The sequence below is a fragment of the Exiguobacterium sp. JMULE1 genome, from assembly GCF_013337175.1.
Taxonomy (GTDB): domain Bacteria; phylum Bacillota; class Bacilli; order Exiguobacteriales; family Exiguobacteriaceae; genus Exiguobacterium_A; species Exiguobacterium_A indicum.
Genome location: NZ_SGWC01000002.1, coordinates 1,437,569 through 1,458,209, shown reverse-complemented (window position 1 = coordinate 1,458,209; position 20,641 = coordinate 1,437,569). Strand labels below are relative to the sequence as shown.

Annotated in this window: 24 protein-coding genes; 11 read left to right on the top strand and 13 right to left on the bottom strand. The window is 49.0% G+C overall.

From position 1 onward, the window contains the following. The first annotated feature begins 59 nt into the window (after positions 1–59). The 3 genes from EXW93_RS07875 to EXW93_RS07865 all read left to right on the top strand — a co-directional run bounded on the left by EXW93_RS07875 (position 60) and on the right by EXW93_RS07865 (position 1,392). Positions 60–503, top strand: coding sequence for a MarR family winged helix-turn-helix transcriptional regulator (locus EXW93_RS07875; protein ID WP_023468290.1), 444 nt, complete (start codon positions 60–62; stop codon positions 501–503). Positions 504–575: 72 nt separating this feature from the next. Next, positions 576–1,061, top strand: coding sequence for a tetratricopeptide repeat protein (locus EXW93_RS07870; protein ID WP_174316310.1), 486 nt, complete (start codon positions 576–578; stop codon positions 1,059–1,061). An 85-nt stretch (positions 1,062–1,146) separates the two neighbouring features. Next, on the top strand, positions 1,147–1,392 hold the full coding sequence (locus EXW93_RS07865; RefSeq protein ID WP_023468288.1) for a hypothetical protein: 246 nt from the start codon (positions 1,147–1,149) through the stop codon (positions 1,390–1,392). A 94-nt stretch (positions 1,393–1,486) separates the two neighbouring features. Here the strand turns inward: EXW93_RS07865 and EXW93_RS07860 are convergent, their stop codons facing one another. From EXW93_RS07860 to EXW93_RS07840, 5 genes are read right to left on the bottom strand one after another with little or no spacing between them, the layout of a single operon-like run. Continuing rightward, entirely contained in the window at positions 1,487–2,362 is an 876-nt protein-coding gene (locus tag EXW93_RS07860; RefSeq protein WP_023468287.1) for an aminoglycoside phosphotransferase family protein, read from the bottom strand. A 50-nt stretch (positions 2,363–2,412) separates the two neighbouring features. Then, a complete protein-coding gene (locus EXW93_RS07855) occupies positions 2,413–2,970 on the bottom strand; it encodes a guanylate kinase (protein WP_023468286.1) in 558 nt (185 codons plus the stop codon). After that, entirely contained in the window at positions 2,960–3,430 is a 471-nt protein-coding gene (locus tag EXW93_RS07850; RefSeq protein WP_023468285.1) for a hypothetical protein, read from the bottom strand. The genes EXW93_RS07855 and EXW93_RS07850 overlap by 11 nt, the downstream gene beginning before the upstream one ends. A gap of 13 nt (positions 3,431–3,443) precedes the next feature. Then, positions 3,444–4,166, bottom strand: coding sequence for a glycerophosphodiester phosphodiesterase (locus EXW93_RS07845; protein ID WP_254606195.1), 723 nt, complete (start codon positions 4,164–4,166; stop codon positions 3,444–3,446). Then, entirely contained in the window at positions 4,166–5,644 is a 1,479-nt protein-coding gene (locus EXW93_RS07840) for a carboxypeptidase M32 (RefSeq protein WP_023468283.1), read from the bottom strand. Before EXW93_RS07840 ends, EXW93_RS07845 begins: the two co-directional genes overlap by 1 nt. A gap of 145 nt (positions 5,645–5,789) precedes the next feature. On the opposite strand from EXW93_RS07840, the gene EXW93_RS07835 reads away from it, so the two are divergent. After that, on the top strand, positions 5,790–6,419 hold the full coding sequence (locus tag EXW93_RS07835; protein WP_371811133.1) for a lipopolysaccharide core heptose(II) kinase RfaY: 630 nt from the start codon (positions 5,790–5,792) through the stop codon (positions 6,417–6,419). 141 nt (positions 6,420–6,560) lie between these two features. Here EXW93_RS07835 and EXW93_RS07830 read toward each other — a convergent pair whose 3' ends face one another. Both EXW93_RS07830 and EXW93_RS07825 read right to left on the bottom strand, forming a co-directional pair. Continuing rightward, positions 6,561–7,256 carry a hypothetical protein gene (locus EXW93_RS07830; protein WP_058265934.1) on the bottom strand — a complete coding sequence of 232 codons (696 nt, stop codon included), beginning with the start codon at positions 7,254–7,256 and terminating at the stop codon, positions 6,561–6,563. A gap of 77 nt (positions 7,257–7,333) precedes the next feature. Continuing rightward, positions 7,334–8,626: a globin-coupled sensor protein gene (locus EXW93_RS07825; protein WP_058265933.1), complete on the bottom strand. Its 1,293-nt coding sequence runs from the start codon at positions 8,624–8,626 to the stop codon at positions 7,334–7,336. Positions 8,627–8,876: 250 nt separating this feature from the next. On the opposite strand from EXW93_RS07825, the gene EXW93_RS07820 reads away from it, so the two are divergent. After that, on the top strand, positions 8,877–11,135 hold the full coding sequence (locus tag EXW93_RS07820) for a putative bifunctional diguanylate cyclase/phosphodiesterase (RefSeq protein ID WP_174316309.1): 2,259 nt from the start codon (positions 8,877–8,879) through the stop codon (positions 11,133–11,135). 53 nt (positions 11,136–11,188) lie between these two features. On the opposite strand, the gene EXW93_RS07815 is transcribed toward EXW93_RS07820, so the two are convergent. Then, positions 11,189–12,490, bottom strand: a complete 1,302-nt coding sequence (locus EXW93_RS07815) for a hemolysin family protein (RefSeq protein WP_047395248.1) — start codon at positions 12,488–12,490, stop codon at positions 11,189–11,191. Positions 12,491–12,772: 282 nt separating this feature from the next. Here EXW93_RS07815 and EXW93_RS07810 point away from each other — a divergent pair, with 282 nt between their 5' ends. The 3 genes from EXW93_RS07810 (at position 12,773) to EXW93_RS07800 (ending at position 15,735) form a co-directional block, all read left to right on the top strand. Beyond that, positions 12,773–13,825: a YrzE family protein gene (locus EXW93_RS07810; protein ID WP_074668472.1), complete on the top strand. Its 1,053-nt coding sequence runs from the start codon at positions 12,773–12,775 to the stop codon at positions 13,823–13,825. 117 nt (positions 13,826–13,942) lie between these two features. Continuing rightward, positions 13,943–14,536, top strand: coding sequence for a TetR/AcrR family transcriptional regulator (locus EXW93_RS07805; RefSeq protein WP_235515878.1), 594 nt, complete (start codon positions 13,943–13,945; stop codon positions 14,534–14,536). A gap of 17 nt (positions 14,537–14,553) precedes the next feature. Beyond that, positions 14,554–15,735, top strand: coding sequence for an MFS transporter (locus EXW93_RS07800; protein WP_174316308.1), 1,182 nt, complete (start codon positions 14,554–14,556; stop codon positions 15,733–15,735). A gap of 39 nt (positions 15,736–15,774) precedes the next feature. Here EXW93_RS07800 and EXW93_RS07795 read toward each other — a convergent pair whose 3' ends face one another. The 4 genes from EXW93_RS07795 to EXW93_RS07780 all read right to left on the bottom strand — a co-directional run bounded on the left by EXW93_RS07795 (position 15,775) and on the right by EXW93_RS07780 (position 18,569). After that, positions 15,775–16,380, bottom strand: a complete 606-nt coding sequence (locus EXW93_RS07795) for an HAD-IA family hydrolase (protein WP_174316307.1) — start codon at positions 16,378–16,380, stop codon at positions 15,775–15,777. After that, complete coding sequence (locus tag EXW93_RS07790) at positions 16,352–17,263, bottom strand: PhzF family phenazine biosynthesis protein (RefSeq protein WP_174316306.1); 912 nt, start codon at positions 17,261–17,263, stop codon at positions 16,352–16,354. Before EXW93_RS07790 ends, EXW93_RS07795 begins: the two co-directional genes overlap by 29 nt. Continuing rightward, complete coding sequence (locus tag EXW93_RS07785) at positions 17,260–18,312, bottom strand: flavin monoamine oxidase family protein (RefSeq protein WP_174316305.1); 1,053 nt, start codon at positions 18,310–18,312, stop codon at positions 17,260–17,262. The genes EXW93_RS07790 and EXW93_RS07785 overlap by 4 nt, the downstream gene beginning before the upstream one ends. A gap of 80 nt (positions 18,313–18,392) precedes the next feature. Then, entirely contained in the window at positions 18,393–18,569 is a 177-nt protein-coding gene (locus tag EXW93_RS07780; protein WP_174316304.1) for a hypothetical protein, read from the bottom strand. Between the two features lie 214 nt (positions 18,570–18,783). Here EXW93_RS07780 and EXW93_RS07775 point away from each other — a divergent pair, with 214 nt between their 5' ends. The 3 genes from EXW93_RS07775 to EXW93_RS07765 all read left to right on the top strand — a co-directional run bounded on the left by EXW93_RS07775 (position 18,784) and on the right by EXW93_RS07765 (position 20,212). Then, positions 18,784–19,065 carry a hypothetical protein gene (locus EXW93_RS07775; protein WP_055968043.1) on the top strand — a complete coding sequence of 94 codons (282 nt, stop codon included), beginning with the start codon at positions 18,784–18,786 and terminating at the stop codon, positions 19,063–19,065. A 479-nt stretch (positions 19,066–19,544) separates the two neighbouring features. Then, the gene (locus tag EXW93_RS07770) at positions 19,545–19,751 is read left to right on the top strand and encodes a helix-turn-helix transcriptional regulator (RefSeq protein ID WP_023468270.1); all 207 of its coding nucleotides are present in this window, start codon (positions 19,545–19,547) and stop codon (positions 19,749–19,751) included. Further along, on the top strand, positions 19,751–20,212 hold the full coding sequence (locus tag EXW93_RS07765; protein ID WP_174316303.1) for a DUF2178 domain-containing protein: 462 nt from the start codon (positions 19,751–19,753) through the stop codon (positions 20,210–20,212). Before EXW93_RS07770 ends, EXW93_RS07765 begins: the two co-directional genes overlap by 1 nt. On the opposite strand, the gene EXW93_RS07760 is transcribed toward EXW93_RS07765, so the two are convergent. Beyond that, positions 20,209–20,625: a GNAT family N-acetyltransferase gene (locus tag EXW93_RS07760; protein WP_055968037.1), complete on the bottom strand. Its 417-nt coding sequence runs from the start codon at positions 20,623–20,625 to the stop codon at positions 20,209–20,211. The genes EXW93_RS07765 and EXW93_RS07760 overlap by 4 nt on opposite strands. Positions 20,626–20,641 lie beyond the last annotated feature (16 nt).

Sequence of the window (20,641 nt, the reverse complement as noted above, 5' to 3'; positions counted from 1 at the left end):
TTTTCACTATACTAAATCACGAGTGAAAGAAACTACGGTATAGAAAGAGTGAACGATACATGGCAACTACACTAGAAGTAGCACAACGCGATCAGTTGATCGTTGATACAGAAAAAGGATTACGGATGAACTACCGCGCGATCAAGAAGGACGTGCGTAGCATGTTCACGACTTACTTGACACGCAATGAATTCTTCATCTTGAAGTCCCTTTGTGCGAACAGTCCGCAAATCGCCTCTGCCCTCTCGCAGGAGTTCCAATTCTCAGCGAGCATGATCACGGCATTAGCAGACGAATTGACGAAAAAAGAGTTGATCTCGCGTGAACGAAGCGAACTCGATCGTCGTGTCGTCGAACTTCGCGCCACTCCAAAAGGCATCGAGCTCTATGAAAAACTCGAATCGATGAAGATGGATTACCTCGCAGACGTCTTCGAGGACTTCTCGGATCAGGAACTCGAACTGTTCCGGACGCTCTTGACGAAGCTTGAAAAAACAATCTAAGCTGTTCAATCGAACGGATCCGGTCAGGACGACCGGATCCGTTTTTTAGTAAATTCAGGAGGAGGAAACGCGATGTTTGATTTCGAATCGGTGCAACAGTTACGACAGACGGGACAATATGAAAAAGCGAAGGCAGTCGTCCGTCAGTATGTCGAGACGGCACCTAACGACCCGACCGTCCTCTATCAGATGGCGTGGTGTCATGATAGTCTCGGTGAGGAACAGGCTGCAGTTCCCTATTATGAACAAGCACTAGCGCTCGGTCTTACAGGTGAGGACCGTCTGCAGGCATATATCGGGCTCGGCAGTACATATCGTGTCATCGGTCAGTTCGAAGTTGCGTCAGACGTGTTCCATCGTGCGCTCCGTGAGTTTCCGGACGCCCATGCCCTGCAAGCCTTCCTCGCAATGACGGAGTACAATCTCGGTCAAGCCGATCAGGCAGTCGGTCGGTTGCTGAAGAGTCTTGCTACGACGTCGTCGGACGCCTCGATCCAGACATTTGACCGAGCAATCCGTTATTATGCCGATCATTTGGACGAGATCGTCAAAGAATGAACGGCAACGGTTGACGAGTGCTCGTTTTGCACAGCATAATGTAACAGCCAAGCGGACTCGCTTTTGGCAGGAAAGGAAGTTAAGGATGTCATCAAAAAAAGTATGGACAGTAGAAGGTTATGAAGAACAAGGGCAAGAAAAACACGGCAAGGCAAGCAAGTCAGAGACATATACGAATGAAGCCGATGCTAAGAAAGCTGCTAAAAAGATGGCGGATCAGAATGATCATCTCGACGTCTACGTCATTTATACGAGTACGGTAAACGGTAAAACAGAAGAACGATTCTTCAATTCGAACGGCAAGTATAGTGAAGAAGGCTTCGAGTGGTAAGTATCGCTTCGAATATATGATTCAGACCAAACATGATGCGTTCGTTTCTCATTCAAGAGAGACGAACGCATCATGTTTTTATTGTCCTTGCTGTTCAAGTCTCATACCAAAGCGGGATGTCTCGCTGAAAACCAGCATGATCCTGAATGATTCGCTGAACGCGTTTTTGCATTGCTTGCATTCCGTCTGCATCGAACCGCTTCGTCCAGACGAGTGCTGAAAAGACGACCATCGCCATGTAAAGACTATACATTCGCCAAAAGTCGGATGGTACTTCGGTCTCGAAATACCCCTCGATCAAGTGACGGGCAAATACCGGACTCGTCTCGACCTGAAACAGACCACATTTGACGAAATCATGCCACGGATCGCCATAATCATGATTCCCGTAATCAAGGAATGCGGAAAGATGCCCATCCTCGACAAGGAGATTATCGAGATGAACGTCATCATGTTGCAACTGGTTCGGACGTGTCTGAAGTAACGGAATCCGCTCGCTAATGAATCGATCAAGACGCTCGATCCACGTTGGCTCAAGCAACCCGTCAATCGCTGCGCGGTAGCGGTCATGTTTCGTCTGGCAACGTTCGCTCCAAGACGTCATTTCGCTCGGTGCAGTGACGTCATGAATGCGTCTCAACGCTTGCCCTGTCTCCTGACCGAGTCGGGGTGCTAATTCCGGTGTCTCCTTGAGTACGCTTCGAACGGTTTGTCCGGGAAGGTACGGATAGATACCGTAAGCGGTCGTTGCGGTCCGTCCGGTCGCTAGCGGTAAGGCATGAGAGATTCCCTCTTGTTTTGGGATCGCGACAGCTGCTTCTCGTTCAAATTGACGACTAGACGGATCCGTCACGACCTTGACGATGTAGTGCGCTGTTGCCGTCTTGACGGACCAGACGGCTTGGCGCGATCGACCAGATAACTGTCTTTTGCTTACAACGTGCGTGAGTAAGGGATGCAAAGGTAACATGAAGACTCCTTTCTGACATTAAAAAGAGGACGCATCTTGCGTCCTCATCGTCATGCCTGTGGAATGTAGCCAGCAATGATCTCAAGCAGATCGGCATACGCTGTCTCAAAATCGATGTTTTCAATCATATAATCATAATGATCGCGTTCTTTCCACGCTTCCTCGTAATCGACGAGTCGCGCTTCAAACTCCGGTGTATCCCCGCGCATCAACAGTCGTTCCTTCATCAAGTCGGGTGGGACCGAGACGAAAATCGTGATCACTTGGTCGCCAAACAAACGCTTGAAGTTCGCCGCCCCTTTCGGATCAATGTCCTTGATGACGATTTGATCCTGTTCGAGGACATCGACATACGCTTGACGCGGTGTCCCGTACCACGCCCGGTGGACGTGGGCGTATTCGATGAAGCCGTCGTCTTGGATCAATTGTTGGAACGTCTTGACGTCGACGAAATGATAGCTTGCTCCATCAATCTCTGTCGGTCGTTTCGGTCGGGTCGTCACCGACGGGATGAACCGGACGTGCGCGTATTCCGTTCGCAGACGTTTGATCAGGGAGGACTTTCCGCTGCCCGATCCACCAATCAAGAGAATGATTTTACCTGACATCGTTTTCCCCCTGTTGTTGTGTCGTGAAGTAACCTGTAAAGCGAAGAGCGAACTGTTCGAGTTCACTATCGACGACCGTTCCGTAAATCGGTCGAATGACGATTAAATAGCGTTCATACGAGATGATTCGGGATGTCTCGTTTCGTGTCATCTGGACTTGTTCTTCCGGATAACTCTCGACGTAATACCAATCGACCGCAATTCGTTCATCGGATGGGGTCTCATAAATCCAGGTCACCGTCGTTCCATCCGCAGGAAGGGTGCTTTTCAAGGTGAAGCGCTGAATCTGCTTCAGTTCCCGTTTCGCTGACGCAAGTCCTGCCTGATAATCGGCAGGGCGCATCGGTGTCGTCGTCACTTGCTTCGGTTTTGGTTCTGGCAAGCGGGCAAAGCCAAGCTGAAGTCCGACGAATAAAGCGACGAGCGACAAACTGATGACGAATACGTATTCCTTGCGCATCCCTTCCTCCTCCTCATCCTTCGAGTGTATCGCGCATCCCTTTTGGATCATTAACGATGACGGCGTCGACGCCGATCCGCTGCATCTCCCGGACATCGTCGACCGTCTTCGGAGTGTATACCCGGACCGTGACATCTTGCGCGTGAGCGAACGCAACATCCGCCTCCGTCACCCGTCGGTAATCGGGATGGATTCCGGTCGCACCAATCCGGAGGGCTTGTTCTTCCGGATGATAGATCGGATACGGATAGAGAATCGCTGTCTCAACGCGTGGGTCGAGCTTTTGGATCAAGGCAACCGAATAATGGTTGAACGAACTAAATAACAGCCGTTCGGTCGCGATGCCGTGTGCGGCACAGCGTTCAAGGACATACGCTTCAAGCCCGTCATAGCGGATCGTATCCGTCTTCAGCTCGATGTTGAGCCGCAGAGTTGCTGGTGCAAGGATTGCGAGGACTTCGTCAAGCGTTGGAATCTTCGTCTTGATCGGTTCCCCTTTGAATCGTGCTCCAGCATCCAGCGCCTGCAGTTCGGCAACCGTCATGTCGATGACACGTCCTGTCCCATTCGTCGTCCGGTTGACGGTCTCATCGTGAATGATGACACCGACACCGTCCTTTGAGAAATGGACATCGAATTCGACCCCATCGACGTCGTCTTCAATCGCAGCAGCGATGGCTTCGAGCGTGTTCTCCGGAAAACGGTCACTGACGCCGCGGTGTGCAAACCACAACATCAGAGTGCCTCGACGACACGCGTGTATTTCTTCGTCAAGTAGTTGACGAGTGGTGCGACAGAGATCGATTGCCCCGTTGCTGCTTCGATCAGTTCAGCCGGTGTCTTCGATTTCCCGTGACGGTGGATGTTTTCTTTCAACCAGCCTTTAATTGGAGCGAGTGTTCCCGCCGCGATTAGACCATCGACGTTATCGACGTCACGACGAAGCGCTTCGTTCAGCTGTGCCGCATAAACGAGACCGAGCGCGTAACTTGGGAAGTAACCGAACGAGCCACCTGACCAATGGACGTCCTGTAAGACGCCTTTTGCGTCACTCGGCACATCCACACCGAGATACTCTTTATAGAGGCGGTTCCATTCTTGCGGAAGATCCTTGACTTCGAGCTCTTTCGTCATCAAGCGTTTTTCCAGCTCATAGCGGATGATGATATGAAGCGCATACGTCAATTCATCGGCTTCGATCCGAATCAGTGACGGTTTGACTTCATTGACCGCGGCATAGAAGCGTTCGAACGGAACGTCAGCCAGTGACGGAATCGCTTGTTGTAAGCCATGATAACGTGCGTCGAGGAATCCTTGGTTGCGTCCGATGAAGTTCTCAAAGAAAAGTGATTGTGATTCGTGAATCCCCATCGAAGCCCCGTCACCAAGACCGAGTGAATCGAGTTCCGGTTCGATCCCTTGCTCATACGTCGCGTGTCCGGCTTCATGCATCGTGCCGAAGACAGAGTTCCGGTAGTCGTTCTCATCGTATTTCGTCGTGATGCGTGCGTCCTTCCGGTTGATCGTCGTCTGGAACGGATGGACCGTCTCATCCAAGCGACCAGACGTGAAATCATAGCCGATATCGCGGAGCCACTCTTGGTTCAAGGCGATCTGTGTCTCGCGGTCCGCTGACCAATCAAGCGTCGGGAAGTCTTTTCCTTCGAGCTGACCGAGCAAACCAATGATTGCTTGACGAAGTTCTGCGAACAACGGATCGAGTGTCGCGACCGTCATCCCCGGCTCATAATCATGGAGCAATGCGTCATATGGGTGCGCGTCATAGCCCCAGTACTCGACGAACTGGCGCTCCATCGCGACGATTTTCTCGAGGTATGGTTCGAACATCGACCAATCGTTTGCGTCCTTCGCCTTTTCCCAGACGCTCTCTGCCTCAGAGATCAACGTGATGAACGTTTGGTACTCGGCTTCTGGAATCTTCGAGTCGCGATCGAATGCCTCTTTTGCTTTTGCGAACGAGATCGCTTCGATGCCCGTCAGCGTCTCTTGCTCCATTGCTGCTAGTAATTGTTGGTATGTTTCGCCTGTCCGGCGACGGAAGCTCTCTGTCGAGAGGAATCCGATCGACGCGGAACGGTTTGCTGCGCCTTGATCCGGCATGTATGTCCGCATGTCCCAGTAAAGTAATGCGACGGCTTCTTCGTATGCGCGAAGACCATCGAAATGGTCGCGCCATTGTTGTGTCGTTGACATGATTAAAAACCCCCTTGAAGTATGTAACAGTGTAACATTTTTAGCATATCACATAATGTTCAAAACTTTCACACACAAGTGATTTTTGAAACTTTTCCTGTCAGATGAGCGTATAATGGGTATAAGAAATGAAGGAGGAAAGGAAGTGACACCATTGAAAACTGACGCTGAGTTAGCGCAATTGATCCAATTGAAAGAAACAGGCTTCGTTTGTACGATCGAGCATCTTCCGAGTGAACTTGACTTAATCGGGACAGGACGAAGTGCGTTCGTCTTTCGCATCCGCGGAACAGATCGCGTCATCAAGAAATTTTACCCGTCGTTTCGAACGCTTGCTGATCTCGAAGGGAGCATCTATGCACAGTTGACTGATTTTCCGACGTATGCGCAAGTCTACGAATACGGTGCCGATTATATCGTGCTTGAATACATTGAAGGTCAAACGTTATTTGAATGTCTCGTCAGCGGGACGTTCATCCCAGAATCCGTCTTAACGACAGTCGATACGGCTTTAGCAAAAGCACGATCCGTCGGTTTGAACCCATCAGACATCCATTTACGCAATATCCTTTTGACCGCTAACGGAACACGGATCATCGACGTCGCTCGGTTCCGTCAAACGGAACCGTGTACACAATGGGATGATTTGAAAAAGGCGTATCATTATGTGTATGCAAAACCGTTCTTCCCGAAAAAGTTGAGCGAGACGTTCCTCAATACGATTGCCGACGTCTATAAGGGACGATTATTCGAATCGATCCGAAAGACCGGTTAACGAAAAAGCGCGCTGGATCTCTATAAAAGAGAATCAACGCGCTTTTTGTATGTAGCCATAGAATCTAATAGGCAAATGACCTGTCTTAGTGATTTTTGGTCTGTAAACATTAAAATCATATATACGGTCAGTGAAATAAATTCACTTCGAATAAACAAGTCGAAAGACGATCATACTGGCGACGGCTAAGAGACGTTCCTTCGTGTCACAGTCAAAGACGAGTTGCGCCCCGTGCCGTGACCCTGTTGCGATGCAATCGCCGTTTTGATAAACACCGATTTTTCTCGTGACTGTCGAGGACCGAATCTGATACTCCTGACCGGCATACGAGACGAGTAAGACTTCTTTCAGCTGCAGTTGCTGACGAAGTGCCGCATCCGTGCGAATCGTTCCGACATCGCGTCCGTCTTTACGAATCACAAAATGTGTCGTATTGCGAAGCCACTCCGTCTTCGTCTCTTTAATTTGTAATTGTTCCCCGTCTCCTTCGAACGTCACGTCGAGGAAAAATGATTCAAACTTTTCGAAGCGCGCAAGGATTGCCTGCCACCATGTGGCGTAACGTCGTGAGAACGTTAGCCATCGTTCATGCGCGAGAAAGACCGTATTCATCTTTCGGCTCGCCCGGTCCGCTAAGCGAACGGATACTCCCTCTTCTACTCCTCGATAACGTAAATCGCAACGGATTTGCCACCATTCGACTCCACCGATCACGAGAGCGACGCCCGTTAAACCGAGTAATCCGTACAACTCACGTGGAGCGAGTTCCCCTGTCATCAAATAATGTCCAATCAAAGCGAAAAAGCATAAAACAATCAGTAGTATACTCTGAACCATAAACCATTCACACCTCCACTTTCATTTTTCCATAAAGCGACAAAAAATCCTCCTTTCACGTAGAAAGGAGGGATCACTTATAGAGTTGCTGCGACTTCTTGTAAGTCATCCGCTGTCTCAGCAATCGCTTCTGCAATCTTACGCATGCCTTCGATCGTTCCGGCGACATCCTTCGTATCGGTCGATAGTTCATGAATTTGCCGCGAGACCGCATCCGTCTGTTCCGAAATCCGTGAGAAGGCACGGACGACTTGTTGCATCTCCGTCGTCGTCCGGACGACCGCTGTCTCCGTCGTTCCCATCCGTTCTGAGACAACGAGCATCTTTTGCGTGATCTCTTGAGCGATCCGCGACGTCTCAGCTGCCGACTGTTTACTCTCTTCAGCGAGTTTCCGAATTTCTTGCGCCACGACGGTAAATCCGCGCCCCATCTCCCCGGCACGCGCCGCTTCGATCGAGGCGTTCAAGCTGAGTAGGTTCGTCTGATCGGAAATCGTCGTCACCATCCCGGCGATCCGCTCGATTTCCTGCGACAGACGAGACAGTTCAGCGACTTGTTCAGTCGTCCGTGATAAATCCGCGACGACATGCTCAAAGCGACGTGTCTCCTCTTCGACGAGGACGACACCCGCTTCTGCTTCACTGACCGCTTCCGTCAACTGAATCGAAATCGCGTCTGTCGTCGTCGAGACGTGTTTGGCGTGACGTTCAATCTCCTGGAAGTTCGCTGACGACTCCTCACTCATCGCGGCAAGCTCTTCGGTCGATTTTTGAACGCCATCTCCGACGTGACGTTTAGCTGTCGCGATCGCTTGGCGTTCCTCATCGATTTGATCCTCATACATCGTCATGACGATTTGTTGCTCGAGGTTGAAGAGTTTCCCCGCTGCCCGCATGATCCGGACACGTTCGACTTCTGGCCAATCACTGCCGTCAATCTTCTCACTGAGGACGTTCCAGACTTTTTGGAAGGCGGCGATATACCATTTATTATGCAAACCGATTTGAACATGCCGCTCAGCGATTCGGCGCCGAGCTTCGATGTAGTCCATCGTCACCTGACCATCGAACATTTGTAGGATGTGCCGGGCGAGAGTACCTTTCAATCGTTCGAGCGTCGAATGCTGTTCAATCAAATGCCGGAGAGACGGAACACGAACCAGCTCCTCGTAGAACGCGTCGACCATGCTCGGCATCCAACGGGATACATCTTCGCGGATGACCCGGACAATTTGTAAATCGACTGCTTCTAGACCGATTAAACGTAATTGTTCATGTAAGGATGTCGGAACGTTCAACACGACATGAGCGCGTTCGCCTTCGATGCGCGCATCGAAGGACGGTGATGCTGATTTCGCGAACCATTTCATATGCTTCTCTCCCTCATTCATAGATGGACTTCATTTTCTTTATCGTCACCTATAATTGACATTTGAATGTCTATCATTCGAAAATCCAAAATTTTCATATGGAATTTCCCGTCATGATTGGTACTTTTAATGTGCGACACTCGCCCATTTCCTCAAGCATTCTAGGTAAGTACCCTTCAAAAAATGGAAAATTTGACCGATATCTATATAACACTTCTCGCTTTTTAACTTAAGGAGGTCCGTTCAACTCATGTGGCGTTACTTCTCTTTCATCGTCTTTCCTGTATTCCTGGTTTTCTATGGTTGGATTCGTTTTGGACCTGCTGAAGAGTGGGCACACTTGATTGGAATCAACGTCTTTCATATGATGGCGGGTCTGATTGCCGCCTATTGGATGATTCGCGCACGCATTGAACAGCGCAATCCACACCTCCGTTTTCTAAGTTTCTTGTTCGCGGGTCTTCTATTACACGTCCTCGGGAATGGTCTATGGCTGTTCCTTCAATTGACAGACGGACGGGTCGATGCACCGATTGCCTCGACCATTCTTTGGTGTTCGTCTTATTTCAGCTATGTCTTAGCGCTAATCACGAAGATGCGTAGCATCGGATTGAACTTCACGAATAAGAACTACATCTTCAATTTAGTCGTGTTCATGACGACGGCTTTCGTCATGAGCGACTATTATTTATTGCAACCCTATTTTGAGATCCTGAATCCCTCGCTCGAGCGAACGATCTCCACCTTCGGATTTCTCATTGCTGATGTGTTACTCCTCTTTTTCAGTGCGATTTTGTATTACCATGTTCGTTATAACCAAGGAAAACCGCATCACCGTTTTCTCGTCGTTGGTTTTTTGTTTCAAGTGTGCGGTGATGTCATGCTTACCGTCTTTACGTTTAACAACAGTCCGTTTCTTGAACATCTCGTCGATGTTTTCTGGGTCATCGCGCTTCTGTCCATCGGATGGAGTGGTCATTTAGAAGGAAGACAGCATCCGCAACAAGAACGACTCTTTCGTTCTCAGCGAACGGTAACGGAACGCGATTTCATCTTGCCTTATGTCAGCATCGGTTTACTAACAGGGTTCGTCTTATCGACTTATGACTGGTACCTCAATATTCTATCGAGCGGTTGGCTGCTCTTATTCTTTCTTGTTCTCGGTCGGCAAATCTTTACGTTACGTAGCAACAATCGATTGCTAAACGAAGTCTCATTCATCGCTTACCACGATTCGCTGACACAGCTCGCGAATCGGCAACACTTCATCGAACGGCTTACGAACGACTTACCGCGTTCTTTTGCGGCCGTCTCGCTTGATTTACATCGTTTGACGATCGTCAATGATACGATGGGGCATGCGACGGGAGATCGTGTGTTGGTCGAGACCGCGAATCGACTTCGGCTGTTGCGTCACGATGACCTGGAAATCTACCGAATCGGTGGGGATGAGTTCGCGCTCATCCTTCCATACGCGACAAATGATTCGTTGACCGCTCTTGAACAGGCTTTATTACACCAATTCGAGCGCCCGTTCCGAATTCGCGGATATTCGATTCAAGTCACCATCCATGCTGGTAGTTGTCTCGTCGAAGACACTTCCTTGCACCAGGACATTCTTCCTTGTCTTGATACGGCACTTCTTCAAGCGAAACAACAAGGACCGATGCACTGCGTCCGGTATGATGAACGACTCCACCAATGGTTCAATCGGAAGATCCAGCTAGAAATGGATATGCCGGCAGCGATCGAGAACGATCAATTCCAACTGGTCTATCAGCCAAAAGTCGATCTGATGACGAACCGTCCGATCGGTATGGAAGCACTCGTTCGCTGGCATCATCCAGTCTTTGGTTTGATTTCTCCCGTCGAATTCATCTCGATCGCTGAAGAGAGCGGTCATATCATCGCTCTCGGACGCTGGATTCTAAAGACGGCATGCCGCAGGACATTTGACTGGCATGAGCAAGGCTATCCGCTAATCGTCGCCGTCAACATCTCCGTTCCCCAGTTCAAGGATCAACATTTCCTAAACATGATTGAAGAGACCTTGTCTGAGACGAACTTATCTCCAGCTTATCTGGAACTCGAAATTACCGAGAGCGTCTTACAAGACGTCACAGATAGCAGCAAGATGTTACATTCGTTGCGCGATCAGGGAATTCACTGTGCCATCGATGACTTCGGAACCGGTTTCTCTTCTTTATCCATCCTGCATCAACTGCCAGTTCATGCGCTGAAGATTGATAAATCATTCGTCGACGATTGTCCGGAAACAACTGGTGGAGCTGCTTTACTCCCACATATCATCGCAATGGGACAAACGATTGGTCTGACGATGATCGCAGAAGGTGTCGAAAACGAGGCGCAGCACTTGTATCTTAAATCCGTCGGCTGTCACATCGGTCAGGGGTATTACTATGCGCGTCCTTTATCGGAAGAAGCTTTTTCTCTGTATTTGAAGGAACAGTTACCGTCAACCGAATCCAATCTCCCCTCCGCTCAATAAAGAAGACCCGCCTGTTTAGTAGATTGAACTACTAAGCAAAACGGGTCTTTCTGTTAGCTTGACGGCAAGGTCAACTTGACATCCTGAATCTGATATTGGGCAGAACGCAAGATTTCAAGCGTAAACGCCTCATCTGTGACGATCGTTCCCTCTTCAAAAGCAGCCGTCCGTGATTGGATATATCCACCGATCGTGTCGACCGCCTCTGCTTCAGTGAACCGAAGACCAAATCGTTCTTCAATTTCAACTAATAGGACAGTACCCGCTAAGCGGTACGAGCCGTCCGGTAACTGTTCGATCTCGGCTTGCTCCGCTTCATCGAATTCATCGCGGATATCACCGACGATTTCCTCCAAAATGTCCTCCATCGTGATCAAACCGGATGTCCCACCATACTCATCGATGACGAGAGCGATGTGTGACCGTGTCTGCTTCATCTTCAAGAGTGTTTCTTGCAGCGGTGTCAATTCCGAGACGACCGGCAACGGTTTAAGGAACGATGCAAGTTCTCGTTCGTCTTGTACCGCGTGATGGGCGAGCACTTCCTTGACGTTGATATAACCACTGATCCGGTCCTTATCCGTTCCCTCACTGACCGGGTAACGTGTATACGGATTGTCAGACATCGTCTGTAATAGATTTTCCCAACTCATCTCGTCCGAAATGACCATCATGTTCATCCGTGGCACCATGATGTCGCGCGTGACACGCTCATCAAACGCAAAGACGTTTTGCATCAAGGCGAGTTCCGATTGATTGATCTCACCACTTTGAAAACTTTGAGCCATGATGATCTTCAACTCTTCTTCGGAATGGGCTTGTTCGTGACCGGCTGGTTTCACACCGAACATCCGCAAGAGGACACGGGCCGAACCGTTCATGATCCAGATGAATGGATACATGACTTTTCCGAATACATAGAGTGACGGCGCAAGTAATAACGTCATCCGTTCCGCATACTGGATCGCGAGCGTCTTCGGTGCGAGTTCTCCGATGACGACGTGGAGAAACGTGACGAAGATGAAAGCGATACTGTATGAGAGAAGCGTTGAGAGCGCAACGGCGACACCGAGTTCATCAAAGACCGGTGTCAACAATTTCTCGACGGTCGGTTTTCCGAGTGCACCAAGACCAAGTGCAGTGATCGTAATACCAAGCTGACAGGCCGACAAGTAATAATCGAGATCTCCTGCGACCTTCTTCGCAAGTACTGCTCCCTTTTTTCCTTCTTGCACCATCTGGTCGAGACGTGACATCCGGACTTTGACGACAGCAAATTCCGAACCGACGAAAAACGCGGTCAAACCAATCAATACGACGAGCAACAACAAATTCAGTGTTAAGACGATGTCCAACTTGTATCCCCCTAAAAGCGGGGGATCACCTCCTTTTGATATTAAACTGTACAGTATAACGTGACACTTGATAAGAGTGTACGATGCTTTTTCTCCAAACGCAACCAATATCACTTCGTTGAAGTTCAGACGACCATTAATCATGTACCTGTAATACTAGGTTTCTCTTATTTAGTTACCGGTTATATAAGAGCTATGCGCGTAAGAAACTTGAGATGAAGCTTTTACATTCATGAACATCTCGAACTTGAAAGACCAATTTGGGGAGAGGTAGTGCTTATTATGGAAAAGACAAACAAAGGCTTTTCGTCGCATTTCCGAGCGGAAGCGGACGGAGCAGGTCGTAACATCTCATGGAGCTCGATTTTTGCAGGTGTGGTATCATTTCTATCTTTATTGATCTTATTTAGTTTAATCGGTTCAGCGATCGGACTCGGCGTCACAGACGTCACGTCAAATAACCCATTCGATGGTGTTGGAACGGGCTTAATCATCTGGGCAATCCTTTCATTGCTCATCTCGCTGTTCGTTGCCGGATTCGTCTCCGGTGTGACGTCGGCACGTGCCGGTCTCGTCCACGGTTTCTTGACATGGTCGACGAGCGTCATCTTACTGTTCGCTCTCTTGACGTTCACGACGGTCAATACGTTACAATCGGTCGGCTCACTACTCGGTACGGTCGGTGGTGCGGCTGGCAACGGTATCGGATCTGTTGCTTCGACGGCGCAAGACGCTGCGACGAAAGGATTTGATTCGATTACGAAAAACGTGTCACAAGTTGATACGAAAGAACTTGAAGGGAACGTCGACGAAATCTTAAAAGATACGGACATCAAAGAATTGCAACCAGGTTACTTGCAGAACGAACTTGACGCTGTTCAAGAAGACGTCACGGCTGCTGGTAAGGAAGCGATCACGAAACCAGAAAACTTCGATACGATCGTCCAGGATCTTGGTGATTCGTTGACAGCACGAGCTGAAAAAATCGAGAAATCAGTCGATGAAGACAAAATCGCTGATGCAGTCGCGAAAAACACCGATTTAACAGGTGCTGAAGCGGAAGAAGCGACGCAAAATATCGTTGATGGTCTTAACACGGCAACAAAAGAAACGACGCAACAAATTGAGACTGCTAAACAAACGCTTGATGAAACATCCGCTGACCTCAAGAAAACGGTCCAAGATGTCCGCGAGCAAACAGAACAAGCGACACAAACGGCGTCAAAAGTTTCAATCTGGGCGTTCGTCGGACTGCTTCTGACTCTTATCTTTACGTCATTCGCAGGAATCGTCGGCTCACGCGTCGCAACACGCGGTCGTGTCATGAATAAATAATGATTCTTCCTTAACTGATTCCGCCTTCGCGGAGTCAGTTTTTTTGTGCGGTAAGACAATCTGATTGACTGCATTTGAAATTTACTGTTACAGTGTTACCTAACGACCGTTAGGAAGGTGATTCATCTGAAAGCCCAACAATTGTTACAGACGAGCATCCATCATTTTGCTGCGCACGGCTATGAAGGGGCATCGTTGCAAGAGATCGCGACAGAGGTTGGCATAAAAAAGCCATCGATCTATGCGCACTATAAAGGGAAGGACGACCTGTTCCTGCAAGCGACGACGTACGCCTTGCAAGAACAAAAGCGCCGCTTTGCGACGTATTTCACGAGTACGCGGCAGCAGCCGCTCGAGCAATCGCTGCACGGCTTCTTCGATTGGTTCATTTCGGAACAGCAAGACGATATCCTGATGCGATTCATCCTTCGGGCTGCCTATTTTCCACCGGAGAAGCTCGAACAAGAAATGACGGACCGCTTCAATCCGTTTTTCGATTCACTGCACGATCTATTAACGCGATTACTACGCGAACGAGACCGAACGGAACAGATTCTCTATTCGACGGATTACAAAAGTGCCGCTCTCGCCTATCTGACGGTTGCGGAAGGTACGCTGACGGAACTCGTCTACAACGGTGTCGACGCGTTTCACGCTCGACAGCAAGCTGTCTGGCCGATCGTCTGGCGCGGTATGTCAAAAATGATTTAATTCTATTGAGGTGAACTATGCAAAACAATACATTGATTTTAAGTACACTCCTGCTCAACTTATTCATCGCCTTTTTAGGTATCGGACTCGTCATTCCCGTCACACCAACAATCATGAACGAGTTGAACATCTCCGGGGCGACAGTCGGTTACATGGTTTCCGCCTTCGCCTTTGCGCAACTAATTCTTTCACCACTCGCGGGACGTGCCGTTGACAAGTACGGACGTAAACCGATGATCATCATCGGTTTATTCATCTTCAGCATGTCCGAGCTCTTATTCGGTCTCGGTCAAAGCGTCGAAGTCCTGTTCGCGTCACGGATTCTCGGTGGTGTCAGCGCTGCTTTCATCATGCCAGCCGTCACGGCATTCATCGCTGATATCACGACGAACGAAACTCGTCCGAAAGCGCTCGGATATATGTCTGCTGCCATCTCGACCGGTTTCATCATCGGACCAGGGATTGGTGGGTTCCTCGCTGACCTCGGCTCGCGGACACCGTTCTTCTTTGCTGCTGCGTTCGGTTTAACAGCGATGGTGTTATCCGTCTTTACGCTTAAGGAACCGGAACGTCATTACGAGACAACGACTGTCAAACAACAGACCGGTTTCCGGAAAATCTTCAGTCCGCTCTATTTCATCGCTTTTCTTGTCCTATTGATCTCATCGTTCGGTCTCGCCTCGTTTGAGTCGTTGTTCGCCTTGTTCGTCGACCGGAAGTTCGGCTTCACGGCGAAGGACATTGCGCTTGCGATTTCTCTCGGTGCGATCGTCGGCGTCATCATCCAAGTTGGACTGTTCGATCGTTTGACGCGCTGGTTCGGTGAGATTCGCTTGATCCGATACAGCTTGATCGGTTCGACACTGCTCGTCGTCTTGATGACGTTCGTGACGAACTATCTCTCGATCATTCTCGTGACGATGGTCGTCTTCGTCGGTTTCGACTTGATGCGACCTGCTGTCACGACCTATCTTTCGAAGATTGCCGGAAATGAACAGGGATTCGTCGGCGGAATGAACTCGATGTTTACGAGCATCGGCAACATTCTCGGACCGATCGTTGGTGGACTACTCTTTGACGTCAATTTGAACTATCCGTTCTATTTCGCGACAGTCATGCTCGCAGTCGGCATTTTACTGACGTATTTCTGGCGTGCACCACGCGCTGAAGCAACCGAAGCAGATCGATTGTCTTCTTAAAAAAAAGCCCCGTTTCCATCACTGGAAGCGGGGCTGTCGTTATGTCAGTAACAATTCCTTTAATCGACCGGGCGACGTTACGGTATACGTCGCAACGGTCTCATTTGGTCGGTTGCTTATCAAACACGTCTTGATACCGGCACGATGTCCGGCTAAGACATCGAGTTCCCGGTCTCCAATCATGATCGTCTCGTCTCGTGCCATCTGATGCCGATTGACTAAATACGTGACAGCTTCCGGATCCGGTTTTCGGGCGAATCCATCCGGTGCCGTCAACACATCTTGAAAATGATGCGTCAACTCATGTTTTGCAAGCAACGCATGAATCGATGTTCCGCGATGGGTGACGATATGATGCGTCGCACCTCTCGTCGATAACGCCTCTAACAGTTCACGGATTCCGGGAAACGGTACAGACTGTTTTTGTTCGATGTTCATCTTTTGTTGTTTGTAGTTCGCAATGAACGCTTCAGACACATCAAACGTATCATACGTCGTTTTTGCTGAAATCGCCATCAGCTCTGCTACTTGCTCGCGTTCGACCGTTCGCCCCTCACGCTCGAGTAATTCCACGAACACGTCGACTAACACCGGATACGTATCAAACAAGGTGCCGTCAAAATCCCAAATGAAATGTTTCAACATCTGCCTCTTCCTCTCCCACTCTCTTGACGCCGACAAAGACGGCTTGCCCGTCCATCTCGACTTTCCATTTGCTATGATCAAGACCTTCGCCAGAAATACGGATTCCGACCTGCCCGGGACGACCCATCTCGTGTCCTTGTTCGACGATGATCGCTGTTTCCGTTTCAAGTGGCTGGATGAATTTTCGATAATAGACACCCATCACACCACTCGCCGTTCCCGTAACCGGATCTTCGACGCTACCTGCCCCCGTTGCTGAGAAGTGACGTCCATGCATCGTCGCTTGTCGGTCATATGTATCGAGACAAATCGGATGAATCGAGGCTTGTGGGAGATCGGTCAACACGGTGGTAAAGCGTTGGTTATCCGGCACCATCCGGTGAAAGTCCTCAAGTCGACGAATCGGGAGGAGCAGTGTCCAGTTCCCAGTACTGCCGTATACGATTGGCCATCGGTCATCGAGATGTGTCAATTCGAGACCAATCGCGGCTAGAACGTGCTTTATGTCACCGTCAAACTGATGTAATTGTGGTTGTCCCTGTTGCAAGCGAAACATTCCGTTCGCTAAACGCATCACGGGCAAGATGCCTGACTTTGTCTCGATCTGACATGCCGTAGATAAACGGATCTTTGAATCAAGTGCCGTCAATGCGGCAATCGTACCATGTCCGCATAAGTCCATTTCCCGTTCCGGTGCAAAGTAGCGCATGCGGTAGTCCGCTTGCTCGGATGACAAGACGAACGTCGTCTCGGTAAAGCCGTTCATCTGAGCGATTCGTTGCATTTCCGGCTCAGTTAATTGATCGGCGTCTAAGACGACCCCAGCTGGATTACCGCTTCCTGGCATCGTTGTGAACACATCATAATGTAGCGTCTCGATCATTTTTCTCTTCCTCTCTTTTCTAAATAACGTTCAACGGATCGTAATGCGCCTTCTAAGTGTCCACCATGACTCGGATAGGTCTCTGTCCCAATCAATGAAATCGCTGCATGCTCCACTCCGAGATTGATAGCATGATATGCCGGGAAATCCACGAGTGGGGCTGCATCGGCTCGTGTTGCTGTCCAACTATCTGTCGACCAGTCTTTATATGCCCAACCAATCGGCTGACGCGCTTGTTCACCAAACAGACGAACCAGCTGCGCGAGTACCGTTTCCTTGATTTCCGCCTCGGTCAATAATAGTCGTTCACGTGCCGGTGTCCGGAAAAAACCGAACAACGCTCCCGGTCCATCTTGTGGGGAAGCGTCATGAATCTCTTGCACCATCCCAGTCCAGCTGATTGCCTGACCGGACCAGCCCGAATCACGCCAAAACGGTTTCTCGTAAAAAATCAGACATTTCGCTTGCTGCGCCATCCAAGTCGGTAATGCTTCAAGTTCACCCAGAACTGCTTCAGGTAAAGATGGTACAAATGATAGTGTTGCCGCTAGACGCGGTGGTAGTGCGAGAACGATCTCATCGAACGGTTGACTCTTCCTTCCTGAACTGACGATAATCCGATTCATGACATCAATCTGGCTGATGGGAGACTTGAGTCGAATCGTTCCCGGTGTGAGTCGTGCAGCAAGTGCCGTAGCAACGGAGCGGATTCCGTCACGAAGGCGAAGCGCCGTCGGTTGATTCGCAACCACATGCGACTCGATTCCGTCAGCCCGTTCGAGTCGAAGCGCACCCGTCGTGTATTGTTCCAGTGTCGGTAAATCGAATCGATGGATCAAATCAACCATCAGTGGTTCACTGTCCGGCCAAAACCAAGTCGGTCCAAGATCAAACGCATATGCTTGTCCGGCTAGGTCGAAATCGACCGTCTCAATTCTCCCACCGATTCGGTCGCGTGCTTCATAGATCGTCACGTCGTGTCCAAGCTCCTGCATACGCGTCGCGAGATATAAACCACTGATTCCTGCTCCAATGATGGCAACGTTCATTTCACTTCATCCTCTCGATTTGAGATGCTTGTTTTAGTATACCGGAACACGCGAAAAAACAAGGACGTGACGTCCTTGCCTTAGGATGATTGCATTTGCTGCCAGTCGTCTTCTTCACCAATTGATTGAACCCATTCGATCGGAACATACAAGGATCGGGCAATCGCTTCGTCCGTCTTCCCCAGTTTTCGCAACAGATGGACGATCCGAATCCTTCGTTCGAGCTCCCGGTTATCCGGTATCAGTTCAGGCATCATCTTCTCTTCTCCTTTCCACTGAATCGGCGATGGCGTTTTCAACAGAATACCCGATAACTATCTGAATATTCCGATTGATGTGCAGAAGCGAGAATTTTTGATAAAGTTCAGGGATAGATAACAGAAAGGAATTCATCGCTTTTTGTAGAAACATATTGAATAGGCGCAACAATAGGATTTCTTGCGTCAACCAAACAGAATAGGAGTATGCATAATGATTAAACGTCAAGCACTATTTCGTCTGTCGATCGGCTTGCTGCTGATTGGTGTCTTTGGCGGTATCCTTTTAGATGCCATCGGCTTCTTTCCACACGCGACAGCTTACATATTAAGCATCCCGATTGCTTCGAATAGCACGGAGTTTTGGCTAGGATGGATTTTATCCGATATGACGATCACTGGGCTGGTCACGCTTTTCTTATCCTTACGTCATCATCAGGGATTGACGACGTTCGTCTGTCTCATGGCTGTCATTTTGACACCTTACGTATTTTAATGTTCACGTAGGCTTCAAATGACTGATCCAAAAAAATGACGCGTCTTTTCACGCCCTTTCCTCAGGCGAGACACAAGCCCGTTTTCCCGCTCCGTTCGAGCAGGAAAACGGGTCTTGTTTGTCTCTGACAGCGCAAAATCGCGCTTTTTCCTGTAGGAGTGGCGTGTAATGCGTCATTTTTTTATATCCGGAAGAAGGATCAGAGAAGCGTTTTGTTCACTCGACATCGCTTCCTAGGGAAAAACAAGCAGGAGCGACTCTGCAGCGAAGCGAAGCGGCGCGATGCTTGTCCCAGGAAAACGATTCGAGATGAACAAAAAAGCGCAATCCTTTTCGTTAAAAGAAAAATTACGCTTTGTCTTTAGTCTGAGGAGTTGACTTTTGAGTCAGCTCCATTTTTTACATATATGACGTAAAGTCTACTTTACAAAATGTAAACCTGACTTTACAATGTAAACAACTGGAAAGGAGGTCGTCAGATGAAACTGACGAACCATGTCCGCCTCTATCGTCAACAGCACAAGTGGACACAAGAGCAGTTCGCTGAACGAATCGGTGTGACACGACAAACTGTCATCTCACTTGAAAAAGGAAGCTATACGCCGTCGCTCTTACTCGCGATGCAGATTGCCCGCGTCTTTGATTGCCCGATCGAGGAACTATTTCAATTAGAGGAGGAATCCTGATGAAACGTGTCGTCACTCACTCTTTACTTAATTGTTGTCTCTACTTTTTAGCTGCTTATCTCATTAGTGCCATTCATGCGAACCTACAACTATTTCAAGATGATCCGGTATCCGGTACGGGATTGTCGCTGGAATTGAATCTAATGAGTGTCCTTCCAGTGCTAGTGATTGCGATTGTCCTTTCGATCGTCAGCTATTTCTTACGAGAAGGCCGTACAAGTTCGTTTGCAACAGCAGAATTTTCCGACTCCGATGAACGTGAGGCACTGATCACCGGTAAAGCAACTCGTGCAGCGTATGTTGCTTTTATGATCAGCCTTCCCGTCCTAATGATTGCCTTTTTGTTCGAGCAACCGTTACTTCAACTGTATCCAGCGTTTCCGTTCTATGCGATTGCTCTTGTCTTATCGATCGGAACACTTACGTACATGTCGGCTTGGATCGTGCACGTCCGGCGTTAAAGTCGCTTGACGAAGAAGTATTGAGATTGTCCATTCGATGGATGATCGGTCAGTCGTCCATACTCTTCATAACCATGTTTGCGGTAAAAGTCTGGTGCTTGAAAATCAAACGTATCCAAAAGGATTTTCGTACACGTTGCTTCCTTCGCATATTCTTCGATTGCTTGCAGCAGGCGGGTTCCGACACCTGCCTGTCGTGCTGTATCGCTCACCCAAAGAAACTGGACATGAATGTGTTGCCAACCGTAAGAAGCGGTAATCCCTCCGATGCATTCGCCCTTCTCATTAGATGCTGTAAAACAAAGTTCTTCCGATTGTTCATATAAGGCTTCAGGAACATGTTGCCGATTGTAGGCAATCAATTGCTCGCGGATGAATGTCCTATCTTCCTTCGTTCCAGTTTGAATTTTCATTTCTTCTCTCCTTAAA